Here is a 15,645-nt window from a genome sequence, read left to right as displayed (position 1 = left end):
CCTCGACTGGAACCGTCCGGGCGAGCAGGTCATCGAGGAGTTCAACAAGGGCGACATGGTCAAGGCGCAGGTGCTCGACGTCGACATCGACAAGGAGCGCATCTCGCTGGGCATGAAGCAGGTCGGCGGCGATCCGTTCGTCGAGGCGGCGGAAGCCGGTGACGTGCGCCGCGGCGCCGTGGTCACCAGCGAGGTCACCGAGGTCAAGGACGGCGGTCTGGAAGTGAAGATCGTCGATACCGATCTCACCTCCTTCATCCGCCGCGCCGACCTCGCCCGCGACCGCGACGAGCAGCGCCCCGAGCGCTACTCGGTCGGCCAGAAGATCGACGCCCGCGTCACGCAGTTCGACAAGAAGGCCCGCCGCGTCGGCGTGTCGATCAAGGCGCTGCAGATCGCCGAGGAGAAGGAAGCCGTCGCGCAGTTCGGTTCGACCGATAGCGGCGCTTCGCTCGGCGACATTCTCGGCGCGGCCCTGAAGGGACGCGGCGACGAGGAATAGGCCGCAAGGCCATCGCTCTCGGCGCCTGCGGGCGCGGGGCGTTCCACGTGAATCAGCAAAGCCCGCGGCGATCGCTCGCCGCGGGCTTTTCCGTCTAATCGCTGGAGAGATCCGCATGACCCTGCCCGACGGTTTCACGCCGATCGCGCCCGGCAAGATCGCCGCCATCGCCACGGTCCTGGAAATGACCGCGCCACCCGCGCCGGTGTCGGCTGAGGCGGCGCCAGCCGACACCCCCTGGCGTCTCGATCCGATCCCGACCCCCGACCCGTGCTGGTACGAGGATCTCTATCGCCGCGTCGGCGCCGCCCATCTGTGGTATTCCCGGCTTGCCCTGCCAGCCGAGGCACGACGCGCCACGATCCAGCATCCCGATATCGCAATCCACGCGCTTTGTGTCGAAGGCCGCGCGGAGGGCATCGTCGAATTGGATTTCAGGGAGACCGAGAGCTGCGAGCTGGTCTTCTTCGGCGTCACCGAACCGCTGATCGGCACGGGTGCCGCGCGTTACATGATGGGCCGCGCCATCGCCATCGCCTTCGCGCGGCCGATCGCACGGCTATGGCTGCACACCAACACCATGGACCATCCGAAGGCGATGGCATTCTACCGCCGCAGCGGTTTCCGGCCGGTCCGACAGATGGTGGAGATTGCCGACGACCCGCGCCTCACCGGACTGTTCGCGCCGGAGACCACACCCCGGGTACCGATCTTTCCGGCAGGCTGAAAGCGCGACCTTCGGGATGTCGGCCGACAGGCGAAGCATGCCACACAGGTCTCAGGCCGTGTCGAGGCTCTCAACCACCACATTGTCGTTGGTGTAGATGCAGATCTCGGCGGCGATCTTCATTGCCCGGCGGGCAATTTCCTCGGCGTCGTAATCGGTCTCGGCCAGCGCCCGCGCGGCGGCGAGCGCGTAATTGCCGCCAGAGCCGATGGCGATAACGCCATGCTCCGGCTCCAGCACGTCGCCATTGCCGGTCAGCGTCAGGGTCACCTGTCTGTCGGCGACGATCATCATCGCCTCAAGACGCCTCAGATAGCGGTCGGTGCGCCAGTCCTTGGCGAGCTCGACGCAGGCGCGCATCAGCTGGTCGGGATATTGCTCGAGCTTGGCCTCCAGCCGCTCCAAGAGCGTGAAGGCGTCGGCCGTGGCACCGGCGAAGCCGGCGATGACGGCGCCCTCCTTGCCGATGCGGCGGACTTTCTTCGCGTTGCCCTTCATCACGGTGTTGCCGAGCGACACCTGGCCGTCGCCGGCGATCACCACCTTGCCGCCCTTGCGGACAGTGACGATGGTAGTGCCGTAGATCGTGGCCGGGTCGTGGTTCTGAATGCTCATAGTCGCGTCCTTTTCATCCGCGTCCCATGTGGACCCGGCGAAAGGGATTGCCAAGTGGGGGTCATCCAGCCGCCTTGCGCGGTCGTCCGCCCTTGGCACCGTTCGCCCGGGACGCGGCGATCTTGGCGGCACTCCGGGCCTTGCCGCCTTTGCGCGCCACATCGACGAAGGAGCGTGTCCCAAACACCCCGGCCATCAAACCGGCAATGGTGAAGTCGGCGTCGAGCGCTTCCCAGTGCAGGCCGTCGTCTCCGAGAATTTCGACATCACCCAGTTCGGCGTCCGACGCCATTTCGAGCCCCTGGAGGGACCGGGCCGGGACCATGAAAGCGGCTCCGTTGATGAATTCGACGACGATCCGGCCGGTTTCCGAATCAAAATGGACCGAAGAGGGTCGAGGTTGCCCGGTGCCGGCTTGCTTACCGCGCCGCGTCGCTGCGTCGTACTCGGCATCTGTCAGTTCGAACTCAGCCATGAATCTCCTCCCACCGCCGGAGCAGCGCTGCCTGATGTTCCGCCACCAACGCCAGCGCCTTGCGCAACTCGCCCTTGGTCATGCGCCTTTGCTCGATCACCGCCGGCCATGCGCCGGCCAGATCGATACGGGCCTGCCCCATCGCCGTAGACATGGACGTGCGCCGGTTCGTGATCGTTGAGGTAGATAACCACGCGTAGCCCGAGGGAACGCAGGACAGTGACCATGACAGCATTTAACCCAACAGGTTGGGTTTTTCAATAATGCGCTGATGAAGGACCGAGGCTGTCAATCTACCCGATTGCAAGGGAATGTGCGGCCCTCTCCGGCATGCCCCCATGACAGGGCCACAGCCCCGGTGCTAGAAGCCGGACGACATCCGCGAGAAGGCGACAGCAAATGGGCGAGACAGCCGGGCGGCGCGACGCCGTCGTCGAGAGAAAGACCAAGGAAACCGAGATCCGCGTGCGCGTCGATCTCGACGGCACCGGCCGGTCGACGATCGCGACCGGGGTCGGCTTCTTCGATCACATGCTGGAACAACTCTCGCGCCATTCGCTGATCGACATGGACGTCGCGGCGAAGGGCGACCTTCACATCGACGACCATCACACGGTGGAGGACACCGGCATCGCGCTCGGCCAGGCGATCAAAAAGGCGCTCGGCGAGCGACGCGGCATCCGGCGCTACGCTTCGCTGGATCTGGCCATGGACGAATGCCTGACCCGCGCTGCGATCGACGTGTCGGGCCGGCCATTCCTGGTGTTTTCCGCCGATTTCACCCGGCACAAGATCGGCGGCTTCGACACCGAACTGGTGCGCGAATTCTTCCAGGCGCTGGCCCAGAACGCCGGCGTTACGCTGCACGTCACCAATCTGGCCGGCGCCAACGCCCACCACATCGCCGAGACCTGCTTCAAGGCGGTGGCGCGCGTCCTCGGCGACGCCGTCGCTATCGATCCCCGCCAGGCCGACCTCGTGCCGTCCACCACGGGCATGCTGGCGTGAGCCGGACAGCGCGGAAGAGCCCATCATGGCGCTGAGCCGCTTCATCGTCTTCGAGCCGCCGGAGAACGACCGGGCCAAGGACACCGTGTTCGTGCGCGACGCGTTCTCGATCTGGGCGTTCCTGTTCACCTTCCTGTGGCTTTTCCGCTACCGCCTCTGGTTGGCCGGGATCGCCGCGCTCGTCCTTTTCGTCGCCATTTCGCTGCTCGGCGAGCAGGGCTTCGACTTGACGGCGGCCATCCTGCAATTCCTGCTCGGGCTGCTGATCGCGCTGGAGGGACCGAGCCTTCGCGCCGCAAGGTATCGGCGCAAGGGCTGGCGCGAGACAGCCGCGTTTCAGGCCGCCGATCTTTCGGAGGCGGAGCTGCAGTATTACGGCAGCGGTCGCCGGCTGCTTGACGGAGTGACGGCACAGCCGGCCAGCGCCGCCACTCCGTGGACGGCTGAGCGCCGCAAACCGGCGCCGGCCCGCACCGGCGGATTCTTCGGCACGACGGGGGCGCGATGATGCAGCGTGTCGCGATCATCGACTACGGCTCGGGCAATCTGCACTCGGCGACGAAGGCCTTCGAGCGCGCCGCCCGCAAGGCCGGCATCGATGCCGAAATCCTGCTCACCGCCGATCCGGAAACCGTGCTGCGGGCGGACCGGATCGTCCTGCCGGGCGTCGGCGCCTTTGCCGACTGCCGGGCCGGGCTCGATGCCGTGCCCGGCATGGTCACGGCGCTGCGCGAGGCGGTGGAAACCAGGGCGCGGCCGTTTCTCGGCATCTGCGTCGGCATGCAACTGATGGCCGAGCGCGGGCTGGAAAAGACCATCACGCCGGGACTCGGCTGGATCGCCGGCGACGTCGAGAAGATAGTGCCGTCCGATCCAGCGCTGAAACTCCCGCAGATGGGCTGGAACACGATTCACGTGAGACATGAACACCCGCTTCTCGCCGGCATCGCGACCGGAGACGCGGGGCTGCACGCCTATTTCGTCCATTCCTACCAACTCGTCGCGACGAACGAATCCGATATCGTTGCGAGGACGGATTATGGCGGCCCGGTCACCGCGATCGTTGCCAGCGGCAACAAGGCCGGCACCCAGTTCCACCCTGAAAAGAGCCAGAAATTCGGTCTGGCTCTGATCGGCAATTTCCTCCAATGGACGCCGTGAATCCCGGGGAGGAAACTTCGGGCGAGTTTTCCGTCACGCCCTGACCAAAGATAACGGAGGTTCTTGATTGTTCGTGTTTTTCTCCAACCGGCTCGGTTGCCTTGGGTCGATCGCAATCTCGCTCCTTCTGACCCTCGTGCTGCTGGCGGTCCTCGGCGTCTTCTAAGCGTCTTCCCTTTCCTCCATTCCGGCTGTGTGATCTCTTGCCCATTCTCTTCCCCGCCATCGATCTCAAGGACGGCGCCTGCGTGCGCCTCAAGCTCGGCCTCATGGACGAGGCGACGGTCTACAATGCCGACCCGGCCGCGCAGGCGCGGGAGTTTCGCGACGCCGGCTTTTCTCATCTGCACGTGGTCGACCTCAACGGCGCCTTCGAGGGCAAGGCCGTCAATGGCGGCGCGGTGGAAGCCATCGTCGCGGCGGTCGGGAAAGAGATGAAGATCCAGCTCGGCGGCGGCATCCGCTCGATGGCCGACATCGAGCGCTGGCTGGACAAGGGTCTCGCGCGGGTCATCCTCGGCACGGTGGCGGTGCGCGATCCGGAGCTGGTGAAACAAGCAGCGCGCGCCTTTCCCGGCCGCATCGCCGTCGGCATCGACGCCAAGGGCGGCAAGGTCGCGGTCGAGGGTTGGGCGGAGACGTCCGAGCTGACGGCCGTCGATCTGGCCCGCCGGTTCGAGGACGCGGGCGTGGCCGCGATCATCTACACCGACATCGACCGGGACGGGGTGCTGGCCGGCATCAACTGGGACTCCACCATCGATCTGGCCGAGGCCATTTCCATTCCCGTCATTGCGTCGGGCGGCCTCGCCTCGCTCGCCGACGTCGTGCGGTTGACCATGCCGGACGCAACCAAGCTGGAAGGCGCGATCTCGGGCCGGGCGCTCTATGACGGGCGGATCGATGCGCGGGAAGCGTTGAAGGTCCTGCAAGGAGCAGGCTGACCGCCTCCGGAATGTTTCACGTGAAGCAGGGATGGTCCTCACGCGCAGGGTTTGCTGATCCGTTCGGCAAGCGCTAGATTTCGGCGATGAACATCCAGCAGAATGCCATCCGGACCGCCGACGACTTCCTGCGCTGGAACGAAGGGCGCGAGGGCAAGCGCGAGTTCGTGGGCGGGAGGATCGTCGAGATGATGACCGGCGGCACTCGGCGTCATGCCGAGTTGACTCTGCAGCTGGCCTTCCTCCTGAAAAGCAAGCTGGACCCTACCGGATTCCTCGTGACGGTCGCCGATTTCGCGGTCCGCACGCCGTTCGGCGTCCGCTATCCCGACGTCATGGTGACGCGGCGCGAGGGCGATCCGTCGGATCTCGCGACGGACTGCTCGGTCCTCGTTGCCGAGATTCTGTCGCCTTCCTCCTTGGCGATCGACCTCAGTGAGAAGGTCGAAGAGTACACGGCAATCCCATCGCTGGCGCACTATTTGGTTCTGGCTCAGGACGAGGCCCGCATTTGGCTCTGGAGCCGGGGCGGTGACGGCGATTTCGGCAAACCGGAGATGATCGTCGGGAGCGAGGAGGCCATTCCCCTTCCCGGCCTCGAGCTCGAACTTTCGCTCCCGGAACTCTATGGCGGCATTGCCTGACGCCAACGACGGCAAGGTCAAGATTGCGTTGGGTCTGGTTCCGTGCGCTCCAAAAACGACGTCACCGCCTGGTTGAAAGCCTCCGGCGCGTCGAGATTGGCGACATGGCCGCCCTCAACCCGGACGATTTCAGCCCGGCCGATCTGGCGGGCGATCTCGGCGGCGTGATCGACCACCAGCGACACCTCGTCGTCGCCCAGAATGACCAGGCAGGGGATGTCGAGCGCGCGGATTGCCGCCGGGTCCGCCGCCACGATCGCTTCGTAGGTCGCGAGTATCGCCGCCGGCGGCATGGTGGCGAAGCCGGCAACGAAGTGCCGTTCGGCGTCGGCTCCCACCCATTTTTTGCCGAACAGTGCCCGAACCGCCGCGATACCCAGCCGCGCGGTGCGGCGCCGGCCGAAAAACAGGAACAGCGGCGACAGGATGCGCTGCGGCCCCAGTGCTTCCAGGATCGATCGGACCGGGCCGTGCAGCGAGAGGGCGAGTGGCGTGTCGGCGAGGATCAGCGCGTCGACGCGCTCAGGCTGTTGCGCCGCCATCTCCAGCGCCACCATCCCGCCAAGCGACACCCCGCCGAGCGACACGCGATCGATGCCGAGCGCGTTGAGAAACCGGAATCCATCCTCGGCGAGGGTTTCCACCGAGAGGCCGGCGGTATCGCCACGCGTTTCACCGTGGCCGCGCAAATCGGTGGCGACGACCCGCCGAGACCGCGACAGCGTCGGTATCTGCGCCGACCACACCGCCTTGGTCTGGACCGCGCCATGCAGCAGCAGCAGGGGCGGGGCGCCCGTCTCGGTTACCGCTGCGGCATCGCGATAGGCGACCGTCAGATCGCCGGCCTCGATCGTCCGTTTTAGCGCCGCGTCGCTCGCCATTGCCGCTCCAGAACCGTCCGATGGATTTGGCCTTCATCGAAGACCCGTTCGGCTCTATCATGGTCGCCATGAATATCCAGGCATCGGCCATCAGAACGACGGAGGACTTCCTGCGCTGGAACGAGGGGCGCGAGGGAAAGCGCGAATTCGTGCGGGGGAGGATCGTCGAGATGATGGTCAACGTATCGCGGAACCACGCCAAGCTGGCCTATCTGCTGGGCCTGGCACTCGGCGCGAAACTCGACCTCGCCGCCTTCGACATCGGCTCGGCGGATTTCGCCGTGAAGACGCCCGCGGGCGTTCGCTATCCGGACGTCTTCGTCGACCGCGCCGGTGGTAGCGGTTCGGACCTTGCCGCTCGCGAACCGGTTCTCTTGGCGGAAATCCTGTCGCCTGCCTCGCTAGCGGTCGACTTCGGGGAAAAGGTAGAGGAATACACCGCGATCCCGTCGCTTTCGCACTATCTTGTCCTTGCCCAGGACGAGCCCCGCGTCTGGCTGTGGAGCCGGGACGAAGAAGGGGCCTTCGCCAAGCCGGACATGATCGTCGGACGCGACGAGACCGTGCCGCTCACCGGCCTCGGCGTCACGCTGGCCCTTGCCGATCTGTACCGCGGCATCGCATAGAGAACGCCCGTCGAAATCCTTGGAGGTAGTTCATAGTGGTGTCGCACCCATGCAAATTGGGTTTCGAGCGCGGTATAATTTTCCAAGTCTCGGAAAACCTCGATATCACACAGCGCGATTCGACGGCGGCCGCACGACGAACGAAGGATATTGTCTATGTCGCGCTGCTCACCAGTGGTAACGCTTTGAAAGTGGGCGAAACCGGAAATACGCTGTCCTGGCGCTGGAATCCAATGATTCAAATGATTGGTTCTAAATCAACGCGCGCATTAAAACCCAATGAACTAAGAGATCAGGAGAAATTGCGCTCCGCCTGCCGAGGAGAATGTGTTGAAGTATGGTTCAAGCGCCCCTCTAAACTGACGATCGGAAATGAACAATTGCCTGCGATCGACTTTGTTTCGCGCTACGCAGAAGAAGCTCTGCTTTGCCATCTATACCATCCGCTCTTTGGGAAGCATCACTCCGTGAGACGAGATCTTGGAGTGAGCAGATGACCCTCAAGGCGCGCATCATTCCCTGTCTCGACGTCAAGGACGGCCGCGTCGTCAAGGGCGTCAACTTCGAGGGGCTGGTCGATGCCGGCGATCCGGTGGCCGCGGCGCAGATCTATGATGCCGCCGGCGCCGACGAGCTCTGCTTTCTCGATATCACCGCCTCCTCCGACAACCGCGAGACGATCCTCGACGTCGTCGCCCAGACCGCCGAGCACTGTTTCATGCCGCTGACCGTGGGCGGCGGCGTGCGCGCCGTATCCGACGTCCGACGCCTGCTTCTGGCCGGTGCCGACAAGGTTGCGATCAACACCGCCGCGGTAAACCGGCCGGAACTCGTCGCCGAGGCCGCCGACAAGTTCGGCGACCAGTGCATCGTCGTTGCCATCGACGCGCGGCGGGTCACCGCGGCGGGCGAGGAGCAACGCTGGGAGATCTTCACCCATGGCGGGCGCACCGCGACCGGGATCGACGCCATTTCCTTCGCCCGGCGCGTGATCTCGCTCGGGGCCGGCGAAATTCTCCTCCCCTCGATGGACCGCGACGGGACCAAATCCGGCTTCGACCTCGATCTCACCCGCGCGGTCGCGGACGCGGTTGGCGTGCCGGTGATCGCATCGGGCGGCGTCGGCACGCTGGACCACCTCGTCGAGGGAATCCGCGACGGCCACGCGACGGCGGTCCTCGCCGCCTCGATCTTTCACTTCGGCACTCATACGATAGGCGAGGCCAAAGCACATATGGCGGCGGCTTCCATCCCGATGCGGCTCGACCCGGTCGACTGAGCGGCGGCGTGAGGCTTCGTCGGTCTGCGAGCGACTCCACTTTTCGCGGGGATGCTGTAGAGACGGTGCGCGTAACGGAAGGGCATCATGACAGACTTCACCCTCGCCGACCTGGAAACGATCGTCGCCGCGCGGGCCGCATCCGAGGATAGCGGCTCCTATACGGCCTCGCTCGCCGCCAAGGGAATCGGCCATGTCGCTAAGAAGCTCGGCGAGGAAGCGACCGAAACCGTCATCGCGGCGGTGTCACAGGACGAGGACCGGCTGACCTCGGAAGCGGCCGATCTCATCTATCATCTCGTGGTGGCGCTGCATCTTCGCCATATCCCGCTCTCGGCGGTGATGGCCGAACTCGGACGGCGCACCGCGCAGACTGGCCTCGCCGAAAAGGCCGGCCGGCCGCGGGAACCTGGACAGGCGAACGGCTGATGGACCAGCTCGCGCCCTCGAAATTTTCGCCGTACCGGGTCTTTTCGGCCGAGGAATGGGCGAAGTTTCGCGCCGACGCGCCGCTGACGCTGACCGAGGACGAAGTCCGCCGGCTTCGCTCGATGAACGACCCGGTCGATCTCGAGGAGGTCGCCCGCATCTATCTTGCCGTCTCGCGCCTGCTCTACGCGCATGTGGAATCGTCGCAACTCCTGTTTCGCCAGCGCCAGCGATTTCTGTCGGAGGACCGCGCCCATCCCAAGACGCCGTTCATCATCGGCATCGCCGGCTCGGTGGCGGTCGGCAAGTCGACCACAGCCCGCGTGTTGAAGGAGCTTCTGGCTCGCTGGCCGTCCTCGCCCAAGGTCGATCTGATCACCACCGACGGCTTCCTCTATCCCAACGCGGTCCTGGAGGCCGAGGGACTGATGCAACGCAAGGGTTTCCCCGAAAGCTACGACGTGGGTGCGATCCTGCGCTTCCTGTCCGAGATAAAGGCCGGCGTGCCGCGGGTCGAGGCGCCGGTCTATTCGCACTTCGTCTACGACGTCGTGCCGGGCGAACGCATCACCATCGACCGGCCCGACATCCTGATCTTCGAGGGTCTCAACGTCCTGCAGGTGCGCGACATGCCGAAGGACGGCAAGGCGGTGCCGTTCGTCTCCGACTTCTTCGACTATTCGATCTACATCGACGCCGACGAGATCGACATTCAGCGCTGGTATATCGAGCGATTCATGCGGCTGCGCGAGACGGCGTTCCGGGAGACCGGCTCGTTCTTCCACCGCTATTCGCAGGTCTCGCCCGAAGAAGCCCTGCAGATCGCCGAAGGCCTGTGGAGCAACATCAACGGCAAGAACCTCTACGAGAACATCCTGCCGACGCGTCCGCGCGCCGATCTGATCCTGCGCAAGGGGCCCAACCACCTGACCGAGCAGGTGGCGCTGCGCAAGCTTTGAGGCCCGGCCTCCGGGATCGCGTCATCTTACCGGGTTTTAGTCGCGCCTTCGCGGTTTCTGCCGTTAAATGGCGGGCACGACGGCCGCGTGAGCAGCGGGCCGGGCGCCAGAATCGATCGCCGAGGTACCGCCGTTGTTCGTCTCGTTCTTTCCCCGTCCAAAACCGTTCTTTCTGTCGGCGATCGCTTGGACTGCCGTCGCGGTCGCCGCCTGGTACGTCTTCGGCGCCGACGCCGGCGCCTGGTTCGGACTGCCGCCGGAAGCCGAGAACTCGCCGCCGATCATCGGCGTGTCGATCTTCTGGTCGCCGGCCTTCCTCTGGTTCTACGTCTACTTCGCCATCGTCGTCGCGATCTTCGCCGCCTTCTGGATGGTCTATGCCCCGCATCCCTGGGCGCTCTGGTCGATCCTCGGATCGGCGCTGATCCTGTTCACCACCTATTTCCAAGTCCAGGTGAGCGTCGCGATCAACGCCTGGTACGGACCGTTCTACGACTTCATCCAGGCCGCCCTGTCGCAATCTCGGCCTGTGACGATCGAGGAATTCTACGGCGAGATGCTGACCTTCGCCGGTATCGCCTTCGTCGCCGTCACTGTCGGCGTACTCACCCGCTTCTTCGTCAGCCACTATATTTTCCGCTGGCGTACGGCGATGAACGATTACTACATGTCGTACTGGCCCAAGCTCAGGCGCATCGAGGGCGCCTCGCAGCGCGTCCAGGAAGATACGATGCGGTTCTCAACCACGATGGAGGGTCTTGGCGTCGCCCTCATCGACTCGGTGATGACGCTGATCGCCTTCCTGCCCGTCCTTCTGGTGCTTTCGGCCAATGTCACCACGTTGCCTCTGGTCGGCGAGGTGCCCTACGCCCTGGTCATCGCGGCAATCGTCTGGTCGCTGTTCGGCACGGCGTTCCTGGCCGTGGTCGGCATCAGACTGCCGGGCCTGGAATTCCGCAATCAGCGGGTCGAGGCGGCCTATCGCAAGGAGCTCGTCTATGGCGAGGACGACGGCAGGCGGGCCGAGCCGCCGATCGTCGCCGAGCTGTTCTCGCATGTCCGGCGCAATTATTTCCGGCTCTACTTCCACTACATGTACTTCAACGTCGCCCGCATCGCCTATCTGCAGACCGACAACATCTTTCCCATGCTGATGCTGGCGCCGACGATCGTGGCCGGCGCCATCACCCTCGGGGTGATGACGCAGATCCTCAATGCTTTCGAACAGGTGCGCTCGTCGTTCCAGTATCTGGTCAACTCCTGGACCACGATCGTCGAACTCCTGTCGATTCACAAGCGCCTCAGGGGCTTCGAGGCGGCGATCGAGGGCGAGCCGCTGCCGGAGATCGACCGGCGCTGGCTGGAGGGGCAGGAGGCGAGCATCGCCGAATAAAAGGCGGCCCCTGGCCCGCGTCACGCCGGGCGCGTCACGCGCCTGAGGGTCAGATTGATGCGGCCGCCGTTCTTCAGGAGCGCCGAGGTCGCCGGATAGATCCGGTCGACGCCGTGATAGGCAAGGCGTCCTTCGCCGCCGAGCACCACGACATCCCCCGACTTCAGACGCACCGACGTGGTGCGACCGCCGCGCGTGGTCTCGCCGACCCGAAACAGGCAGTCGTCGCCGAGCGAGATCGACACCACCGGCGCCGCCAGATCCTCCTCGTCGCGATCCTGGTGCAGGCCCATTTTGGTGCCGGTCTCGTAGAAATTGACCAGACAGGCCTCGGGCGGATGGTCGAAACCCGACATCTCCTCCCAGATTCGCAAAAGCTGGGGCGGCATCGCCGGCCAGGGCGCGCCGGTCACCGGATGGGTGGGCTGATAGCGATAGCCGGCGCGGTCGGCGACCCAGCCAAGACCACCGCAATTGGTCATCCGCACGGACAGGGGCTTGCCGGTGCGCGGCATCACCGGCTGGAACAGCGGCGCCGCCGCGACGACAGAACGGATCGCCTCGAGCAACGCTATCTGGTCGTCACGAGAAAGATGGCCCGGACTATGACGGACGCCTTTGGGAAGCACGTTCATGCTAGCTCAATCCGACGCATCCGCATAACAATCGCTGCTCACGACAAATAGCCGAGCTGCGCCGCGAGGGCGACGGCATGGGTGCGGTTCGACGCGTTCACCTTGCGCGTCGCCGCCGCCAGATATTGCGAGATCGTGTATTCCGACAGCGACAGGATGGTGCCGATCTCGGACGAGGTCTTGCCGAGCATGGCGAGCTTCAAACAGTCGCGCTCGCGTACCGAGAGCGGATTGTTCTTGCGGTTCTCCTCGAAGCGCGCGGCCGCCAGCATGCCGAAAACGGAGAACGCCACCAGGTGCAGCTCTCGCACCGTCTGCGCCGACAGATCGGGCGACCTGCCGGCCAAGGCCAGGGCGCCACTGAATGCGGTCAGGCCGTGAACCGGAAACAGCGCGCCCGCCAGATAGCCTTCATCGAGCAGCATCTTTGCCGCTGGCGTCGGCTCCGGCTCGTCGGCCCCGTAAAGCGTCTCGATGTCCCATACGAAGGGCATCGGATCGGCTTGCAAAGCCCCGACGACCAGCTTGAAACGGTGCAAGCCGAGTTGCTCGTAGGAGCGGGCGAAGCTCTCCGACCAATTGCCCAGAAGGTAACGCGTCGCCATGCCGCCATCGTCGGCCGACGGCATCGCCAGAACAGCGACATGGGAGAAGCCGTAATCGGCCGCAATTCTCTCCAACAGTGTCGAGAGTTGCGCGTCATCCCAGGGCGCCGCAAGGGCCGCGAGGCGTTCGAGCCCGCCGCTCATGCCGTCTCCGTCTCCGGAAAAACGTCACATCCCATTCGATCTTGCGGCCGGCTCACGCCGTCTCCGCCCGTTTCCGTCGCCCGCGCATCGCTGCACCGCCTCTCGCGATCTCCCGTCTCCATGTCCCGATTCCCAGTGAGGGTCCCCGAATCGGACAGGCTATCTTGATCCCAATCCGAGCCGGATTGGTAGACTTGACAATCGCCTCCGAGGCGTCGCCTCTGCGTGTTCTTGCCGCATGCCGTCGTTCCGAAGGCCGTTGCGACGGTGGCAAGGGCGGACTGTAGCCCCCATGTAGCAGCCAGAATCTTTTTGCCGTCGGGCAAGGAGATCCCTCGTCGCTCCGCCTCTCAGCCAACCAGAAGACATCATGACAGATTTTTCCCCCCGCGAGATCGTCTCCGAACTCGACCGCCACATCATCGGCCAGAAGGACGCCAAACGCGCCGTCGCGGTGGCGCTGCGCAATCGCTGGCGGCGCCAGCAGCTCGACGGTGCCTTGCGCGAAGAGGTGATGCCCAAGAACATCCTGATGATCGGACCGACCGGCGTCGGCAAGACGGAGATTTCCCGCCGTCTCGCGCGGCTTGCCGGCGCGCCGTTCATCAAGATCGAGGCGACCAAGTTCACCGAGGTCGGCTATGTCGGCCGCGATGTGGAGCAGATCGTCCGTGACCTCGTCGAGATCGGCATCGGCCTGGTGCGCGAGAAGAAGCGCGAGGAGGTCAAGGCGAAGGCCCATCAGGGCGCCGAGGACCGCGTGCTCGATGCGCTGGTCGGCAAGACCGCCTCGCCGGCGACGCGCGATTCCTTCCGCAAGAAGCTGCGATCGGGCGAACTCGACGACAAGGAGATCGACATCGAGGTCGCCGACACCGGCAATCCGATGGGCGGCATGGAGATTCCCGGCATGCCGGGTGCCAACATTGGCGTCCTCAATCTGTCGGAAATGTTCGGCAAGGCGTTGAACCGCACCAAGCAGCGCCGCACCAGCGTCCGCGAGAGCTACGATTTCCTGATCGGCGAGGAATCCGACAAGCTGCTCGACCAGGAACAGCTGGTGCGCGAGGCGGTCGAGGCGGTGGAGAACAACGGCATCGTCTTCCTCGACGAAATCGACAAGGTGGCGAACAAGGACGGGCATTCGGCCGGCGTGTCGCGCGAGGGTGTGCAGCGCGATCTCCTGCCCCTCGTCGAGGGCACCACGGTCGCGACCAAACACGGGCCGGTGAAGACCGATCACATTCTGTTCATCGCGTCCGGCGCGTTCCATGTGTCGAAGCCGTCGGACCTTTTACCCGAACTGCAGGGCCGCCTGCCGATCCGCGTCGAATTGCGGGCGCTGACCAAGGAGGATTTCCGCCGCATTCTGACCGAAACCGAGGCCTCGCTGATCAAGCAGTACATCGCCCTGATGAAGACCGAGAACGTCGACCTGGAAATCACCGACGACGCCATCGACGCCATCGCCGACACGGCGGTCGCGCTCAACGGCTCGATCGAGAATATCGGCGCGCGACGGCTGCAAACGGTCATGGAGCGGGTGCTCGACGAGATTTCCTTCGAGGCGCCCGACAAGTCCGGTGAAAGCTACCGGGTCGACGCCGCCTATGTGCACAAGGCGCTGGACGGCATCGCCGGCGATACCGACCTGTCGCGGTTCATCCTGTAATGTCGCGATCCGGAGGCCGCGCCCTCACGCGGCGGCGCGTGCCGGCGCGGCCGGCTTGAACGGGACGATCCGCCAGACGCCGTCGCGCCTTGCCACGAGCACCGAGGCAGGTGGCACGATCACCCAGTTTCCGGCGTCCGCGTCGCACGGCTCTGACGCCACCACGATGCCATCGCCCTCGCTCCGCCAGTAGAGCGAGGGAGGCAGGCCGTCATTGGCCCAGCGATAGGCCCAAAGGGTCTCTCCGTCGCTGTGCACGGCGGCGAAACGGAGCGGCGCCGCCTCGCCTACACGCCCGGACGTGGCCTCGATCGCGGCTAGCGTCGCCGCAATGGCGCCGACGGGGTCGGTATCGAGCCCACGTCCCAGCGCCGCCAGGAAGATCGCCTCCGAATCGCTTGTTCCCCGCCGTCTCGGATAAAGCGCGTCCGGTATGAGAGCGTCGATGTGCCGCCGCAGGCCTTCGTAGCCGCCGATCTGCCCATTGTGCATGAAGAGATGCCGGCCGTCCGCGAAAGGATGGCAATTGGCGGTGGAGACCTCGCCATAGGTCGCCGAGCGTACATGCGCCAGAAACAGCGGCGAACGGATCTGGCGGCAGAGCGAAACCAGATTGGCGTCCGACCAGGCCGGCAGAATACCGCGATAGACGGCCGCTTCCGGACGCTCACCATACCAGCCGATGCCACAACCATCGCCATTGACGATTGTCTTCGCCTCCCGCGCCGCCAGCGACTGGGAGATCAGCGATGCACGCGGCTCGACCAGCAGCCGGTCGAGGAAGATGGGCGGGCCGGCATAGGCGAGAAGTCGGCACATCGGGGTGACACCGCGAAAGAGTTGGCAACAACCGCGTCGTCGCCGGACGGACCAGTCTTGGATGGTTATGGTTAACGGGGGCTTAAGCGGTCACCTGCCAAGCCGTCCGTTTCACGTGAATCGACCG

The 15,645-nt window shown here is 64.9% G+C and carries 21 protein-coding genes; 14 read left to right on the top strand and 7 right to left on the bottom strand.

The window, feature by feature from the left end; genetic code table 11:
• On the top strand, window positions 1-502 hold a 502-nt coding region (locus MJ956_RS16930), incomplete at its 5' end, for a S1 RNA-binding domain-containing protein (protein WP_253965614.1).
• Window positions 503-617: 115 nt separating this feature from the next.
• Window positions 618-1,229: a GNAT family N-acetyltransferase gene (locus tag MJ956_RS16925; RefSeq protein WP_253965613.1), complete on the top strand. Its 612-nt coding sequence runs from the start codon at window positions 618-620 to the stop codon at window positions 1,227-1,229.
• 51 nt (window positions 1,230-1,280) lie between these two features.
• Here the strand turns inward: MJ956_RS16925 and hslV are convergent, their stop codons facing one another.
• The 3 genes from hslV to MJ956_RS16910 all read right to left on the bottom strand — a co-directional run bounded on the left by hslV (window position 1,281) and on the right by MJ956_RS16910 (window position 2,473).
• Window positions 1,281-1,844, bottom strand: coding sequence for an ATP-dependent protease subunit HslV (gene hslV / locus MJ956_RS16920; RefSeq protein ID WP_210348923.1), 564 nt, complete (start codon window positions 1,842-1,844; stop codon window positions 1,281-1,283).
• Window positions 1,845-1,905: 61 nt separating this feature from the next.
• On the bottom strand, window positions 1,906-2,319 hold the full coding sequence (locus MJ956_RS16915) for a DUF2442 domain-containing protein (protein ID WP_253965612.1): 414 nt from the start codon (window positions 2,317-2,319) through the stop codon (window positions 1,906-1,908).
• On the bottom strand, window positions 2,312-2,473 hold the full coding sequence (locus tag MJ956_RS16910) for a DUF4160 domain-containing protein (protein ID WP_341482740.1): 162 nt from the start codon (window positions 2,471-2,473) through the stop codon (window positions 2,312-2,314). Before MJ956_RS16910 ends, MJ956_RS16915 begins: the two co-directional genes overlap by 8 nt.
• 245 nt (window positions 2,474-2,718) lie before the next feature.
• Here MJ956_RS16910 and hisB point away from each other — a divergent pair, with 245 nt between their 5' ends.
• The 5 genes from hisB to MJ956_RS16885 all read left to right on the top strand — a co-directional run bounded on the left by hisB (window position 2,719) and on the right by MJ956_RS16885 (window position 6,076).
• The gene (gene hisB / locus MJ956_RS16905) at window positions 2,719-3,327 is read left to right on the top strand and encodes an imidazoleglycerol-phosphate dehydratase HisB (RefSeq protein ID WP_253965611.1); all 609 of its coding nucleotides are present in this window, start codon (window positions 2,719-2,721) and stop codon (window positions 3,325-3,327) included.
• Window positions 3,328-3,352: 25 nt separating this feature from the next.
• Window positions 3,353-3,835 carry a DUF2628 domain-containing protein gene (locus MJ956_RS16900; RefSeq protein WP_253965610.1) on the top strand — a complete coding sequence of 161 codons (483 nt, stop codon included), beginning with the start codon at window positions 3,353-3,355 and terminating at the stop codon, window positions 3,833-3,835.
• Complete coding sequence (gene hisH / locus MJ956_RS16895; protein ID WP_253965617.1) at window positions 3,835-4,488, top strand: imidazole glycerol phosphate synthase subunit HisH; 654 nt, start codon at window positions 3,835-3,837, stop codon at window positions 4,486-4,488. Before MJ956_RS16900 ends, hisH begins: the two co-directional genes overlap by 1 nt.
• 203 nt (window positions 4,489-4,691) lie before the next feature.
• The gene (hisA, locus tag MJ956_RS16890) at window positions 4,692-5,432 is read left to right on the top strand and encodes a 1-(5-phosphoribosyl)-5-[(5-phosphoribosylamino)methylideneamino]imidazole-4-carboxamide isomerase (protein ID WP_253965609.1); all 741 of its coding nucleotides are present in this window, start codon (window positions 4,692-4,694) and stop codon (window positions 5,430-5,432) included.
• A gap of 86 nt (window positions 5,433-5,518) precedes the next feature.
• Complete coding sequence (locus tag MJ956_RS16885; protein WP_253965608.1) at window positions 5,519-6,076, top strand: Uma2 family endonuclease; 558 nt, start codon at window positions 5,519-5,521, stop codon at window positions 6,074-6,076.
• A 17-nt stretch (window positions 6,077-6,093) separates the two neighbouring features.
• On the opposite strand, the gene MJ956_RS16880 is transcribed toward MJ956_RS16885, so the two are convergent.
• Complete coding sequence (locus MJ956_RS16880) at window positions 6,094-6,957, bottom strand: alpha/beta fold hydrolase (protein WP_253965607.1); 864 nt, start codon at window positions 6,955-6,957, stop codon at window positions 6,094-6,096.
• Window positions 6,958-6,977: 20 nt separating this feature from the next.
• Here MJ956_RS16880 and MJ956_RS16875 point away from each other — a divergent pair, with 20 nt between their 5' ends.
• From MJ956_RS16875 to sbmA, 6 genes are all read left to right on the top strand, one after another.
• Entirely contained in the window at window positions 6,978-7,583 is a 606-nt protein-coding gene (locus tag MJ956_RS16875; protein WP_253965606.1) for a Uma2 family endonuclease, read from the top strand.
• A 35-nt stretch (window positions 7,584-7,618) separates the two neighbouring features.
• Window positions 7,619-8,080, top strand: coding sequence for a hypothetical protein (locus MJ956_RS16870; RefSeq protein ID WP_253965605.1), 462 nt, complete (start codon window positions 7,619-7,621; stop codon window positions 8,078-8,080).
• Complete coding sequence (gene hisF / locus MJ956_RS16865; protein ID WP_253965604.1) at window positions 8,077-8,862, top strand: imidazole glycerol phosphate synthase subunit HisF; 786 nt, start codon at window positions 8,077-8,079, stop codon at window positions 8,860-8,862. The genes MJ956_RS16870 and hisF overlap by 4 nt, the downstream gene beginning before the upstream one ends.
• Window positions 8,863-8,949: 87 nt before the next feature.
• Window positions 8,950-9,291, top strand: a complete 342-nt coding sequence (locus MJ956_RS16860; RefSeq protein WP_253965603.1) for a phosphoribosyl-ATP diphosphatase — start codon at window positions 8,950-8,952, stop codon at window positions 9,289-9,291.
• Window positions 9,291-10,250, top strand: a complete 960-nt coding sequence (gene coaA / locus MJ956_RS16855) for a type I pantothenate kinase (RefSeq protein WP_253965602.1) — start codon at window positions 9,291-9,293, stop codon at window positions 10,248-10,250. Before MJ956_RS16860 ends, coaA begins: the two co-directional genes overlap by 1 nt.
• A 133-nt stretch (window positions 10,251-10,383) precedes the next feature.
• Window positions 10,384-11,643 (top strand): peptide antibiotic transporter SbmA, encoded by a 1,260-nt coding sequence (sbmA, locus tag MJ956_RS16850; protein ID WP_253965601.1) that lies wholly within the window; start codon window positions 10,384-10,386, stop codon window positions 11,641-11,643.
• Between the two features lie 20 nt (window positions 11,644-11,663).
• Here sbmA and MJ956_RS16845 read toward each other — a convergent pair whose 3' ends face one another.
• Window positions 11,664-12,278 (bottom strand): alpha-ketoglutarate-dependent dioxygenase AlkB family protein, encoded by a 615-nt coding sequence (locus tag MJ956_RS16845; protein WP_253965600.1) that lies wholly within the window; start codon window positions 12,276-12,278, stop codon window positions 11,664-11,666.
• A 38-nt stretch (window positions 12,279-12,316) separates the two neighbouring features.
• Window positions 12,317-13,027, bottom strand: coding sequence for a helix-turn-helix transcriptional regulator (locus MJ956_RS16840; protein ID WP_253965599.1), 711 nt, complete (start codon window positions 13,025-13,027; stop codon window positions 12,317-12,319).
• 370 nt (window positions 13,028-13,397) lie between these two features.
• On the opposite strand from MJ956_RS16840, the gene hslU reads away from it, so the two are divergent.
• Window positions 13,398-14,699 carry an ATP-dependent protease ATPase subunit HslU gene (gene hslU, locus MJ956_RS16835; RefSeq protein ID WP_253965598.1) on the top strand — a complete coding sequence of 434 codons (1,302 nt, stop codon included), beginning with the start codon at window positions 13,398-13,400 and terminating at the stop codon, window positions 14,697-14,699.
• A 24-nt stretch (window positions 14,700-14,723) separates the two neighbouring features.
• Here the strand turns inward: hslU and MJ956_RS16830 are convergent, their stop codons facing one another.
• The gene (locus MJ956_RS16830; RefSeq protein WP_253965597.1) at window positions 14,724-15,518 is read right to left on the bottom strand and encodes a class II glutamine amidotransferase; all 795 of its coding nucleotides are present in this window, start codon (window positions 15,516-15,518) and stop codon (window positions 14,724-14,726) included.
• Window positions 15,519-15,645 lie beyond the last annotated feature (127 nt).

Source organism: Aurantimonas marianensis, assembly GCF_024195285.1.
GTDB lineage: Bacteria > Pseudomonadota > Alphaproteobacteria > Rhizobiales > Rhizobiaceae > Aurantimonas > Aurantimonas marianensis.
The sequence above is the reverse complement of the archived record's forward strand: the minus strand, read 5'-3'. Positions and strand labels throughout refer to the sequence as shown.